The organism is Desulfovibrio sp. 86 (assembly GCF_902702915.1).
Classification (GTDB): domain Bacteria; phylum Desulfobacterota; class Desulfovibrionia; order Desulfovibrionales; family Desulfovibrionaceae; genus Desulfovibrio.
The window spans coordinates 2,569,652-2,582,463 of sequence record NZ_LR738849.1 but is presented as its reverse complement, the minus strand read 5'-3'; the positions used below and the strand labels follow the sequence as shown (position 1 = coordinate 2,582,463).

General features: G+C 62.8%; 9 protein-coding genes. 7 read left to right on the top strand and 2 right to left on the bottom strand.

Annotation, left to right across the window (positions count from 1 at the left end):
• Window positions 1–6: 6 nt before the first annotated feature.
• From DESU86_RS10560 to DESU86_RS10530, 7 genes are all read left to right on the top strand, one after another.
• A complete protein-coding gene (locus DESU86_RS10560; protein WP_179981005.1) occupies window positions 7–963 on the top strand; it encodes a UDP-glucuronic acid decarboxylase family protein in 957 nt (318 codons plus the stop codon).
• Between the two features lie 25 nt (window positions 964–988).
• Entirely contained in the window at window positions 989–3,037 is a 2,049-nt protein-coding gene (locus tag DESU86_RS10555; RefSeq protein WP_179981004.1) for a proton-conducting transporter transmembrane domain-containing protein, read from the top strand.
• Window positions 3,034–3,975 (top strand): respiratory chain complex I subunit 1 family protein, encoded by a 942-nt coding sequence (locus DESU86_RS10550; RefSeq protein ID WP_179981003.1) that lies wholly within the window; start codon window positions 3,034–3,036, stop codon window positions 3,973–3,975. The genes DESU86_RS10555 and DESU86_RS10550 overlap by 4 nt, the downstream gene beginning before the upstream one ends.
• A 4-nt stretch (window positions 3,976–3,979) precedes the next feature.
• A complete protein-coding gene (locus DESU86_RS10545; RefSeq protein WP_232088335.1) occupies window positions 3,980–4,603 on the top strand; it encodes a hydrogenase-4 component E in 624 nt (207 codons plus the stop codon).
• Between the two features lie 5 nt (window positions 4,604–4,608).
• Window positions 4,609–6,102 (top strand): proton-conducting transporter transmembrane domain-containing protein, encoded by a 1,494-nt coding sequence (locus DESU86_RS10540; protein ID WP_179981002.1) that lies wholly within the window; start codon window positions 4,609–4,611, stop codon window positions 6,100–6,102.
• Between the two features lie 167 nt (window positions 6,103–6,269).
• Entirely contained in the window at window positions 6,270–8,090 is a 1,821-nt protein-coding gene (locus DESU86_RS10535) for a hydrogenase (RefSeq protein ID WP_179981001.1), read from the top strand.
• A 9-nt stretch (window positions 8,091–8,099) separates the two neighbouring features.
• Window positions 8,100–8,864, top strand: coding sequence for a 4Fe-4S dicluster domain-containing protein (locus DESU86_RS10530; RefSeq protein ID WP_179981000.1), 765 nt, complete (start codon window positions 8,100–8,102; stop codon window positions 8,862–8,864).
• A gap of 323 nt (window positions 8,865–9,187) precedes the next feature.
• On the opposite strand, the gene DESU86_RS10525 is transcribed toward DESU86_RS10530, so the two are convergent.
• The gene (locus tag DESU86_RS10525; RefSeq protein ID WP_179980999.1) at window positions 9,188–10,549 is read right to left on the bottom strand and encodes a sigma-54-dependent transcriptional regulator; all 1,362 of its coding nucleotides are present in this window, start codon (window positions 10,547–10,549) and stop codon (window positions 9,188–9,190) included.
• Between the two features lie 146 nt (window positions 10,550–10,695).
• Window positions 10,696–12,756, bottom strand: a complete 2,061-nt coding sequence (locus DESU86_RS10520; protein ID WP_179980998.1) for an ATP-binding protein — start codon at window positions 12,754–12,756, stop codon at window positions 10,696–10,698.
• Window positions 12,757–12,812: the final 56 nt, after the last annotated feature.

Sequence of the window (12,812 nt, the reverse complement as noted above, 5' to 3'; positions counted from 1 at the left end):
GGAAATATGCATCTCCGCAAACGTATACTCGTTACTGGCGGTTCAGGTTTTCTGGGTTCCCATCTGTGTGAAAGACTGCTCAACGAAGGCCACGAAGTTCTCTGCCTGGACAATTTTTTTTCCAGCGCCCGCGCCAATGTTGAAGAATTTCTCGACAACAGAAGGTTTGAAATCATCCGCCATGATGTGACCTTTCCCCTCTACGTGGAAGTGGACGAAATCTATAATCTGGCCTGCCCGGCCTCGCCCATACACTACCAGCACGACCCCGTGCAGACCATCAAGACCTGCGTTCACGGGGCCATCAACATGCTGGGCCTGGCCAAGCGGCTCAAGGCGCGCATCTATCAGGCGTCCACCAGCGAAGTGTACGGCGACCCCGAAATCCATCCGCAGACCGAAGACTACTGGGGCCACGTGAACCCCAACGGCATCCGCTCCTGCTACGACGAAGGCAAGCGTTGCGCCGAAGCCCTGTTCTTCGCCTACTGGCGTCAGGGCGGCCTGCCCATCAAGGTGGGGCGCATCTTCAACACCTATGGCCCCAAGATGCACCCCAACGACGGGCGCGTGGTGTCCAACTTCATTATCCAGGCGCTCAGGGGCGAACCCATCACCATTTACGGCGATGGCAGCCAGACGCGCTCCTTCTGCTATGTGGATGATCTCATCGAATGCATGGTGCGCTTCATGGCCTCGCCGGTGGATTTCATCGGACCCATGAACATGGGCAACCCCGGTGAGTTCACCATCCGCGAACTGGCTGAAAAGGTTGTGGAAATGACGGGCAGCAAATCGGTTATCTCCTACGAACCGCTGCCCTGCGACGACCCCAAGCAGCGCAAGCCAGACATCACCCTTGCCCGTGAAAAACTGGGATGGGAGCCTCAGGTCAAGCTCGAAGACGGCCTGAAAAAAACCATTGCGCACTTTGAGGATATGCTGAAACAGGGCATGGCCTAAACGCCGTCCGCAACCCCCGGATGCCATGACGCTCTTTATCATAACCCTGCTCATCCTGGCGGCCACTGCCGCCGGAGCGGCACTGCTGGCTTTTTTGCCGCCAACGGCGGGCAACGGCCGCGCCGCCAACCTGTTGGGCTCCTGCGGAGCCGCAGCAGGTTGCGTGGCGGGCCTGTGCGCGCTGGCGTTCTCCCCCTGGAGCGAGGCTGTCTCCATAAGCCTGCCCTGGGGACTGCCCATAGGAGCCTGCACGCTGGGGCTTGACCCCCTGAGCAGGGTCTTCTTGCTGCCGGTCTTCGGGCTGGGCCTTGTGTGCGCCATTTCCGGCGGCATTGCCCTGCGCCATGAGCAGTCGCAGGAGCACAACCTGGCAGCCCACTGGTTCTTCTACCTGCTGCTGCTTCTGGGCCTGGCGCTCGTCATGGCCGCACGCGACGCCGTGCTCTTCATGCTGTCGTGGGAACTCATGTCTCTCGCGCCCTTTTTTCTCATCGATTTTAACGACGGCGACCGTAAGGTGCGCGACGCGTCATGGGTCTACCTTGTGGCGGCCCATCTTGGCGCGGTGGCCCTTATGGCCTTTTTTGTCCTGCTCTGGCAAAGCACGGGCGCCACGTCCTTTGATGTCCTGCAAGGCGGCGGCGTCATGCTGGGAGTGGTGCGCGACGCTGGCCCTCACGTGCTGACGGCCCTTTTTGTGCTGGCCGTTCTGGGCTTTGGAGCCAAGATGGGCCTTGCGCCCATGCACGTCTGGCTGCCGGAAGCGCACCCCGCCGCCCCAAGCCACGTGTCTGCCCTGCTTTCGGGGGCCATGATCAACGCCGGCCTTTACGGCATCATCCGCAGCCTGGGCATGCTGGCCGCCCCGGGCGCAGCCCCCGAATGGTGGGGCTGGGCCTTGCTGCTTGTGGGTCTGGGCACGGGCCTCATGGGTATTTTAAAAGCTCTGGGGCAGAGCAATCTCAAACGCCTGCTGGCCTATTCCAGCGTTGAAAACATGGGCCTCATGCTCATGGGCGTGGGCGCGAGCCTTATTGGCCTGTCCTGCGGCAACGCCTGGATTGCGACCCTGGGCATGGCGGGCTGCCTCATGCACATGCTGAATCACGCGGGCTTCAAGGGGCTGCTTTTTCTCTGCGCGGGCGAAGTGCTGCACGCCACGGGCACGGTGCGTATGGAGCTGCTCGGCGGACTGCAGAAGCGTCTGCCGCTGCTGGGCGCGGCCTTTGCCCTCGGCGCGGCCGCCATTGCCTGCCTGCCCCCGCTCAATGGTTTTGCGGGCGAACTTGTGCTGGCCCTCTCCCTTCTGGACGGCCCCGCGCTTCCCGGGCTTGAACGCCAGGTGGGACTTCTGCTGGCCCTGGTGGGCCTCGCCCTCATCAGCGGGCTTGCCGCCGCCCTCTACGCCAAAGCTTACGGCATCACCTTTCTTGGCGAGCCCCGCACCGGTTTTGCGGCCAATGCGCGTCCTCTGGGCTGGAAGACCCTGTGGCCTCTGGCGTTGCCCGCCGCCGTCTGCGTGATTGGCGGGCTGGCGGCTCCGATGTTTTTTGACCTCGCCTCCATGACGGGCCTTGCCGCGCTGCCCATGCCCAACGACATGCAGGCCGCGGCCGCAGCAGGACAGGATCAGGCGCGCACCAGCCTCGCCATGGTGTCGCTGGTGTGTTCCATCGCCCTCGGACTCTCCCTCGCGGGCATTATTCTGCGCAAAAGAATGCTCCGGCGGCGCAACGTGACTTCCATGCCCACATGGGGCTGCGGCTACCAGGGCGGTTCGGCCCGCATCCAGTATACGGACGCCGGATTTTCCGAACCGCTGGGCAAAATTTTTGCGCCGGGCATGGGGCTTACCGTGCGCATGAACCTTGATTCCCGTTTGTTTCCCCAAAGCGGCGCCCTGAGCGTCTCTGCGCCGGACCGCCTGCGCAACGGCTTCTACACCCCCCTGTTCGAGGCCGTGGAACGCCTGTGCAATGCCTGCAAAATCATACAGCACGGCAAGATCCACCTCTATATCCTGTATATTCTCGCCACTGTGGTGGGCCTGCTGATATGGGGGCTGAGCGCATGAAACAGGACATGGCCGTTTATGCCGCGCAGTTTGTTCTGGCGCTTGTTCTGGCTCCCCTGCTGCCCGGCATCATCAACCGGGTAAAGGCCAAGTTTGCGGGCAGGCACGGCAAACCCGTTCTGCAAACCTACTATGACCTTGCCAAACTCATGCGCAAGGGCGAGGTGGTCAGCCACACCACCACCTGGGTTTTCGCCTGCGGCTCCGCCGTTTCCCTGGCCGCCACCTTGTGCGCCATAGCCCTGCTGCCCCTGGGCGGAGCCACCTCGCCCCTGGCCTTCACCGGCGACTTCATTCTTGCGGCCTATCTGCTGGGCATGGGGCGTTTTGCCATCATGCTCTCCGCCATGGACACAGGCTCGGCCTTTGAAGGCATGGGCGCCAGCCGCGAGGCCACCTTTGCCGCCCTGGCCGAACCGCTCTTTTTTCTGGCTCTTCTGGTGCTCACCAGCGTGACGCTGGATATGGGGCGCGGCCCGCACACGGCCTTTTCGCTCTCATCCCTGTTCGGCGGACAGATCGCCGGAGCATGGGCCATGGGCCGGGGCGAACTGCTGCTCTTGCCCTGCATCTTTTTTATCCTGCTGCTGGTGGAAAACTGCCGCATTCCCGTGGACGACCCCAACACGCACCTGGAACTGACCATGATCCACGAGGTTATGGTGCTGGATCACTCCGGCCCCAACCTAGCCATGGTCATCTATGGGGCTGCCCTCAAGCTGTGGTTTTTCGCCGCGCTTATTGCCGGTCTCATGACCCCGGCCCTGCCGCTCTGGCAACAGGCGGCACTGCGTATTGCCATGGTGCTGCTGCTGGCCGTTATCGTGGGCATTGTGGAATCTGTCATGGCCCGTCTGCGCATGGACCGCGTGCCCTTTCTGCTGGGCAGCGCATCGGCCATGGCGGCCCTGGCCCTCATCCTGACCCAGGCGAGGTGAAAGCGTGGAATCCGCACTGCAAAGCTGCCTGTTTTTGCTCATGCTGAACAATCTGCTCATGCTGGGCTCAACACGGATCATGTGGCTCATACGCTTCACGGCCTTTCAGGGCATACTGCTGGCTGGCATGCTGCTGACCATGGAACACGCCCTGCTGGCCGCCGCCGTGCTGCTCATCAAGGGGGCGCTTTTGCCCGGCCTGCTCTGGCGCACCCGTAACCGCCTGCACTCCCACCAACGCATGAAACCCCGCATGCACCTGGCCGTCGGCGTGCTGGCCGGTATGGGGGGGCTTGTGCTCTCCTTGTGGCTTGAAGCGCGGCTGCTCACCCTGCCTGCCCTTTTCCCGCCTCTGGTGCTGCCCACGGCCCTGACCACGCTGTTTTGCGGACTTATCCTGGTGGTGGGACGCACCACAGCCCTGGCCCAGGTCATCGGGTATCTGGTGGCGGAAAACGGCATCTTTCTGCTGGGCATGCCGCTCATGACCGCCGGAACCACGTGGTTTGAGCTTGCCCTGCTGCTGGACGTGTTTGTGGCTGTTTTCGTTATGGGCATTGCCATCAATCATATTGGCAACACCTTTGAATCCATTGACGTTGGCCGCTTTCGCAGCCTCAGGGATTGACGGCCATGCTGGAAGCCTTGCTTTTTCTTCCGCTTGGGGCGGGCTGCATCATCCTGCTCGGCACCAAGGCCATGTGCCGGGTTCTTCTGCCCCTGACCGCCCTCGGTCATACGGCTCTGGCCGCCTGGACGACGCACGCCGTCGGCACGGGAGCAGAACCCAGAGCCATGAACGGCCTGCTGGCCCCCGACCCGCTTGGCGCGCTTTTTCTCATGCTGGCCAGCCTGCTTTTTCTGGCGGCTTCCCTGTACGCGGTCTACTACCTGCGTGAGGAAGACCGGCTGGAAGTGCATACGGACATCCACGGCGGCCCCGGCTTTACCAACGCACCCCAGCGACGCCTTGCCGCCTGCCTGTGCTTTTTTCTTTCATCCATGACGCTTGTGACCACCACGCCCCATCTGGGCGCTTTGTGGGTGGGCATAGAAGGCACCACCCTTTCCAGCGCGCCACTCATCTATTTTCACCGGCACCAGCGTTCCCTTGAGGCCACGTGGAAGTACCTTATCATCTGCTCCGTGGGCATTGCCCTGGCCATGGTGGGCAACATTCTGCTTTCCGTGGCGTTCTACACGCCCGAAGGCATGGCAGCCATGGTGGAAGGCATGGATCAGCTTGGCTGGTTTGTCAGCCACGCCCGTGCCGGTGAAGAAACCTGGCTCAAGGCGGCCTATATCTTTCTGCTGGTGGGCTATGGCACCAAGATGGGCCTGGCCCCCCTGCACAACTGGCTGCCCGACGCCCACAGTCAGGCTCCCTCCCTGGTGTCTGCCCTGCTCTCCGGCGCGCTGCTCAACTGCGCCCTGCTTGGCATCCTGCGCGGGCACCAGATCATGCTGGCCGCCGGACTTGGCGGCTTCAGCGGCGGGCTGCTCAGCTTTTTCGGCCTGATCTCGCTTGTCACGGCGGCCATCTTCATTGTGGGGCAGGGGCACTACAAGCGCATGCTGGCATACTCCAGCGTGGAACATATGGGCATTCTGGCCCTGGGCATAGGCGTGGGCGGCCTGGCCGTCTCCGGAGCCATGCTGCACGCCGTCTGCCATTCGCTGACCAAGTGCATGCTCTTTCTGCTTTCCGGCAATATTCTGGCCCGCTACCATACCTTTTCCAGCTATGACGTCCGCGGCATGCGCTGGACCATGCCCATCACCGGGGCTTTATGGATGGCCGGTTTTCTGGCCGTGGCCGGTTCGCCGCCCTTCGGCATCTTCATCAGCGAATTCATCATCTTCAAGGGCATGCTGGCGGCGGGCTCCCCCCTGCTGGCCGCAGCCTATCTGCTGGCCCTTGCCGTGATTTTTGTCGGCCTTTCCGTGGCGGTTCTGCGCATGGTGCAGGGCAACCGCCCCACAGACATGCCCCAGACCCTGCGGGAACCACTGCTGAGCGTGCTGCCGCCCCTGGTTCTTGGGCTGGCCGTGCTCACCCTTGGCCTGTGGATACCCGACTGGCTCTGGAATTTCTTGCGCCAGGGCGCTGCCCTCATCGGCGGCTAGCGCATATCACTTTGAAAAAGGGACATGTTTTGCCGCTGCGCGAAATGGCTGTCGCTCTCCGTAAGCGGCAAAGACCCGCTAACGGCTACCGCAAAGCACATTTTTCGGCTGAATGACAATGCTGAAATGTGAAGCATTTCAAAGGTAATCTGGTCTGGGAGGATATCATGTCGTTCGACTACCGCGAGGCGGTTGATCTGAAAAGCCTGACGCGTTTCTCCGTGGCCGAACTGCGTGACCATCTGCGCCACGCCCTGGCAGGCGGTTGGCGCGTGCTGGCCTTTTTCGGCATTCCCGATGAAGACGCCAAAGAGGCCGTGCCCGGACAGCCCGTGCCCGTCAGCCTGTGCTGCGTGCTGGCCCATGACGGCACGCGCCGTCTCATGGCCCGACGCACGCCGCCGGTGACGGCCTTTGTGTCAATGACGCCCGACCTGCCCCAACTGCACTACTTCGAACGCGAAATTTACGAACAATGGGGCGTGGAGCCCGTGGGACACCCCTGGCTCAAAAGCGTGCGGCGCGCTCCCGACACCTTCGAAGCCCAGACGCGCAACGCAGCGGCCGCGTCTGGCGTAAATGTTTCTGGCACAAATATTTCTGGCGTGAATATTTCGGGCGCCAATGTTTCTGGCGCAGACGTTTCGGGCGCGGAATCCGCCGTGCCGCACGAAGCCGCGCCAGCGGCTGCCCCGACGGATACTGCAGTCCCACCGTCCCCTGCCCAGCCCTACCCCTTTTACCGGGTTGAGGGCGTGGACGTGCATGAGGTGGCCGTTGGCCCTGTTCACGCGGGCATCATCGAGCCGGGGCATTTCCGTTTTCAGTGTTATGGCGAAAATGTGCTGCATCTGGAAATTGCCCTGGGCTACCAGCACCGGGGGCTGGAGAGCATGCTTGTTCACGGCCCTGCTGCCCGCCGCCTTCCCCTGCTGGAATGCGCAGCCGGAGATTCCACTGTGGCCCACGCCACGGCGTACTGCGTCGTAGTTGAGCGCATGAAAGGGCAGCAGCCTGACGAACGCGCCCAGCTTGTGCGCCGTATCGGCCTTGAGCTGGAGCGCCTGGCCAACCATACGGGCGACCTTGGGGCCATTGCCGGGGACACGGGCTTTTTGCCCACAGCCTCCTGGAACGGCCGCATTCGCGGAGATTTTCTGAACATGACCGCCAGCCTGTGCGGCAACCGTTTCGGACGCGGCCTGCTGCGGCCCGGCGGCGTGGCCCATGACCTCAGCCCGCAGGAATGCGCTGATCTGCTTGGCCGCGTACGGGCGGCCTGGCAGGACGCGCGCGGGTCTGTGGATGTCATGCTGGATGCCGTGACCGTGCGCAACCGCCTTGCGGAAACCGGCTCGGTGGAGCCCTCCGTGGCCCGCGAACTGGGACTGGTGGGAGTGGCCGCCCGCGCCTGCGGCCTGGACGTGGACGCGCGCTTTCACATGCCCCTCAGCGACCTTTCCTGTGAAAACTGCGCCCCCCGGCTGGAAATCACGGGAGACGTCATGGCGCGCACCTGCGTGCGCAGCCGCGAACTGGACGACAGCCTGCGTCTGCTTGAGCTTGACCTCACCCGTCTGGCGGCCCTGCCCGGTCATCCTGGTCAGCCCTGCCAGCCCAGTCAGCCCAGTCAGAAAAGCGAAACGTCCGCCGCCTGGCCCGCGTCCGAAGGCCCTACGCCCCCGACCCATACGACCCCGTTACAAGCGGCCCTTGCGACGGCCGGGCACGAGTCCCACGGACCTGCCACCGACTTTGCGGCCCTGCCGCCGCACACCCTCGCCGTGGCCCAGGTGGAAGGCTGGCGCGGCGAAGTCTGCCATGTGGCGCTCACCGACTCGCAAGGCCGCATCCTTGTGTACAAGGTGATAGACCCCTCCTTCCACAACTGGACCGGGCTGGCCGTGGCCCTGCGCGGCAACCAGATTTCAGACTTCCCCCTCTGCAACAAGAGCTTCAACCTCTCTTATTGCGGGCATGACCTGTAAGGCTCTACCATGCTGCACATAATCAAGGAACGCATCCGCCAGAAATACCGCACGCTGGACTACCCCCACCAGCAGCCCGTGCTTTCGCCCAGATATATGGGCAGGCCCAACCTCACGCCCGTGAACTGCGGCGGCTGCACAGCCTGTTACGCGGCCTGCCCCACAGGAGCCCTGCTGCCCACCGAAGGCGCGCCCGACAGCACGCCCACCCTGGATATGGGGCGCTGCACCTTCTGCGGCGCGTGCCGCGATGCTTGCCCCCAACAGGCCATCGTCTTCACCGGCGAGCACCGCATGGCGGTTTTCAGGCGTGAAGACCTGCTGGTGGTTCCCGGCCAGCCGGCCCCGCAGGCGGCCACACCTTCCACCCCCGGCAAATTTTCCCTTTTCCGGCGTTCGCTCAAGCTGCGTCAGGTCAGCGCCGCAGGCTGCAACGCCTGCGAGGCGGACTGCAATGTGCTTGGCACCCTGGTCTTTGACCTGCCGCGCTTCGGCATCGATTTTGTGGCCTCGCCACGCCACGCCGACGGCATCCTGGTCACCGGGCCTGTTTCTGAAAACATGCGCCTTGCCGTCATTGACACCTATGACGCCATACCCGAACCGCGCCTTGTGGCGGCGGTGGGGGCCTGCGCCATATCGGGCGGGCTTTTCCGCAACGGGCCGCAGTGCAATAACGGCATTACCGACATCCTGCCCGTGGACCTTTTTGTGCCCGGCTGCCCGCCCAATCCCTGGACCATACTGGACGGCCTGCTGGCTTTGCGCAGATAACGCACCGGCCGCAGCATAAAGAAGAATAGTGTGGGGGAGGGCCCCTTTTGCAAAAGGGTCGCCTCCCCCACGCCCCCACCCCCTAAAACCTTTATTTTGGGGCATGGTAACATTGAGATGCTCCGGGGGCTGCGGGAGCAGACGCCCACAGTGTAAGCCCCGCGCTGAAAGCCAGACACAAAAAGCAGACCAGCCTGAAGGCATGGTCTGCTTTTTACTATGCGTAACTTCCGTCTGTTGAACCGCAGCCGTTTCAGTTCCGCGTGTACGCGGCTGCACCCTGGAACGGCCCTGGCCGCTGCCCGCACGCCCTCCGGCTTTGCCTACTTGCCGTCGCCCAGCTTGGCCAGCAGCGTCTTGCGGTTGATGCCCAGACGCCGCGCGGCTTCGCTCTTATTGCCGCCGACCTGTTCAAGGGTATCCTGCACGGCCAGGCGCTCGATTTCTTCCAGCGTCATGTTGGCAAAGTCCAGCCTTGACGAACGCGGGCTTTCCTCCTCGGCTTCGGCAATGGTGGGCGGCAGTTCGCGCTCGCTGATGTATTCCCCCACCAGCAGCACAACGGCGCGTTCCACCGCGTTTTCCAGTTCGCGCACATTGCCGGGCCAGGTGTGCTTGACGAGCCTGTCCATGGCCGCAGGGGTGAAGCCCTTGACCATCTTGCCGTTACGATCGGCAAAAATTTTCATGAAATGCATGGCCAGCAGGGGGATGTCCTCAAGCCGGTCGCGCAGGGGCGGCAACTGCAGGGAAACCACGTTGAGCCTGTAGTAAAGGTCCTGCCGAAAGCGTCCCTCCTCCACTTCAAGCGCCAGATCCTTGTTGGTGGCGGCCAGGATGCGCACATCCACCTTGATGGTCTGATCGCCGCCCACACGTTGCAGCTCGCGCTCCTGAATGACGCGCAACAGCTTGACCTGCATGGACAAAGGAATCTCGCCAATTTCATCCAGAAAGATTGTGCCCTTGTTGGCCGCCAGAAAACGCCCCTCGCGGCGTTTTTCCGCCCCGGTAAAGGCCCCCTTTTCATGGCCGAACAGTTCGGACTCCAGCAGGGTTTCCGTCAGGGCCGCGCAGTTGACGGCCACATACGGCCCCTTGGCCCTGTTGCTGTTGGCGTGGATCAGCTTGGCGATGACCTCCTTGCCCGTGCCGGATTCACCGGTGATGAGCACCGTGGCCTCGGAAGCCGCAATGGCTGAAACCAGGCCCAGCACCTGACGCATGGCCGGACTCTGACCGATGACGTTGCGGGAATCGACGTTGGCGGCCAATTCGTGACGCAGGGCGCGCACCTCGTCGCGCAGATTGGCGTGATCCAGCGCGCGCTCCAGCGCCAGCTTGAGGGCGTCAAAGGCCAGGGGCTTGGTCAGGTAGTCATACGCTCCGGCCTTGAGGGCTTCCACCGCGTTGGCCACATCGGAGTACGCCGTCATGATCAGCACGGGGATGGCGGGATTATAGCTCTTGATGGCGCGGGTGGCCTCAATGCCGTTCATGCCTCCCATCCTCACGTCCATAAGGATGAGGTCAAAGGGGCTTTCCTGGCACATGGCCACGGCCTCTTCCCCATTGTCTACAGTAACGGGATCATAGCCCCACTCTTCCAGCAGGGCCCGGAGCATTTCGCGGTGGTTGCGGTCGTCGTCCACCACCATCAGTCTGACAGCTGAAGTCGCACTCATGACAATATTCCTTGATCATCCTGGTTGATAGCCAGCGCAGGGCAATGATACTACTATTTATTCCAAATGGTTACTGCGTGTCCCTTACGGCTGGCGGCGTGCAGACAAACTGCGCGCAACGGCGCGGACAAACTGCGCCTGCGCCGTCACGCCGAAACGGCTGCATCCCTGCCGCGAACAGGCAGCACAAGGATGAACTCCGTGCCGTGCCCCGGATCGGAATTGACGCTCACGCTGCCGCCGTGCCCTTCGACAATCTGGTAGACAATGGCCAGCCCAAGGCCCGTGCCCGAAGGCTTGGTGGTAAAATAGGGCGTAAAGATGGCCGCCTGAATGTCTCTGGGAATACCGGGGCCATTGTCGCGGACAGAAAGGCTGAAGCTCTGCCCGTCAGGCGACAGGCGCGCGCCCACGTGCAGTTGCCCGCCATCACCCATGGCCTGCACGGCATTAAGAAAGAGGTTGAGCAGCGCCTGGGTGAGGCGTTCGGCATTGACCCGTACCGGCGGCAGATCAGGGGCCACGTCAAGCGTGACCTGAATGTTTCTGGCGCGCACATCGGCTTCGGTCAGGCGCAGGGCACGGTTGACGATTTCGGCAAGATCGGCGTCCGTGGTGTTGATGGCTCCGGGCCGGGCGAATTCCAGCAGTTCGGAGACGACCCTGTCCAGCCTGTCCACTTCGTCAATCATGCGCTGGGCGGCTTCCTCTTCACGGCCGCCGGGCAGCATGCGCTTGGCGATGTAGAGGGCCACGCCCTTGATGGTGCTCAAAGGATTGCGCACCTCATGCGCCACACCGGCGGCCAGATGGCCCAGAGCCGACAGGCGGTCGTTGCGCTGCGCGTCTGCCTGCAGGCGTTTGACCTCGGTAATGTCGCGCAGAATAAACACATTGCCCAGAAAAACGCCGTCCTGATTGCGCATGGCGGCGGCGCTGAGGCTGATCACCGCGCCCGCGCGCCCTGTGGTGAGGACACATTCGCGCTCAAGAACCTTGCGGCCCCCTGCCAGTTCCGCCACCAGCGCCTTCCAGTCCAGCCCCGGCAACCCGGTCAAAGGCGCGTACACGGCCGTATTCCGGACAAGGTCGAACATGCGCAGGGCAGTGTCGTTGACCATGGCCACCCTGCCCGAAGGATCGCTGGTCAGAAGGCCCAGAGGCAGGTTGGCCACCACTTCTGAAGCCATAGCCCGTGAATCGCGCAACATCTTGCGTGAATGGCGGTAATTCTGCGCCCAGAACAGTGAAACAAAGCCCGCAAGGCCCAGAGCCGCCACCAGGGCAGCCGACATGGCGTTATAGCGAAGATCCGCCGCCAGGGCCGCTTCAAATGGTTTGAGATCAAGCCCCACCACGACCACGCCCTGGGGTTGCCGTGGCTGGCCCGGATGCAGTTGGGCAGATGGCCAGGCGCTGCCGTCGCCCCACATTCCGGCATGGGGCGGCGGTGGCCTCAAGCCCGGCATGCCTGGCCCTGCGGCCTGAGGCTCTGGCTGGATCTGGGGCTGGGACTGGGGCTCCATCCTTCTGGGCGACATGGGGCCATGTGGGATATCCACGCCCATCATGCCCCTGCTGCGCCCCATGTTGTGCTGCCCGTGCCCGCGCATGGGCAATGGCATGGGGCGGTCATCTTCCAGCGGCACAAAGGCGCGGTACACCTCAAAAACCTTTCTGTCGCCCCACTGGCGCAGACGCCATGCGGGCTTTTCCGTCACCTGCACCGCCGTGGGCATGATAATGGCCAAGGACTTTTCGCCCTGTTGCGCCTGCGCGGGAATCCTGCCATCGCCGCCTGCTCCCTGCCCGGACGAAGAAGTGTCGTCATTGCCCCGGTTTTTGTGGCGGGTGCGCCCTGGCACGCTGTAGGCCAGCATTTCGCCCGCATTGTTGGCCACAGCCATGAAAACAATGCCGGGCTGCTTGGCAGTTTCCGCCAGCAGGGACTGCAGGCCGTCCGAATTGCCCAGGGGTGTGCACAAGCCCGTGCGCGCGCCCGCCTCCAGGGCCCATATGAGGGCCTCGGCCCGGTCCAGGAGGTTCTGTATCATATATGTCTTGCCGCGCTGGTTGCTGCGCACCGCAAGAGCCGAAATGGTCAGCCCGAGAATGATGGCCATGCCCATAATCATCCAGGGCGAAAGCCCCAAATGCAGGGCGCGCACCCCTCTGACGGAAAATATTCTTGAAAATCTGCTCTTCATGGCCTGTCCTTGTGTGGCTGAATGTCCCTATTATGTATTTTTTACCCATATGGTCA

Coding starts and splice junctions, on each gene's coding strand:
- DESU86_RS10560 (WP_179981005.1), top strand. CDS start 7: ATGCATCTCCGCAAACGTATACTCGTTACTGGCGGTTCAGGTTTTCTG.
- DESU86_RS10555 (WP_179981004.1), top strand. CDS start 989: ATGACGCTCTTTATCATAACCCTGCTCATCCTGGCGGCCACTGCCGCC.
- DESU86_RS10550 (WP_179981003.1), top strand. CDS start 3,034: ATGAAACAGGACATGGCCGTTTATGCCGCGCAGTTTGTTCTGGCGCTT.
- DESU86_RS10540 (WP_179981002.1), top strand. CDS start 4,609: ATGCTGGAAGCCTTGCTTTTTCTTCCGCTTGGGGCGGGCTGCATCATC.
- DESU86_RS10535 (WP_179981001.1), top strand. CDS start 6,270: ATGTCGTTCGACTACCGCGAGGCGGTTGATCTGAAAAGCCTGACGCGT.
- DESU86_RS10530 (WP_179981000.1), top strand. CDS start 8,100: ATGCTGCACATAATCAAGGAACGCATCCGCCAGAAATACCGCACGCTG.
- DESU86_RS10525 (WP_179980999.1), bottom strand. CDS start 10,549: ATGAGTGCGACTTCAGCTGTCAGACTGATGGTGGTGGACGACGACCGC.
- DESU86_RS10520 (WP_179980998.1), bottom strand. CDS start 12,756: ATGAAGAGCAGATTTTCAAGAATATTTTCCGTCAGAGGGGTGCGCGCC.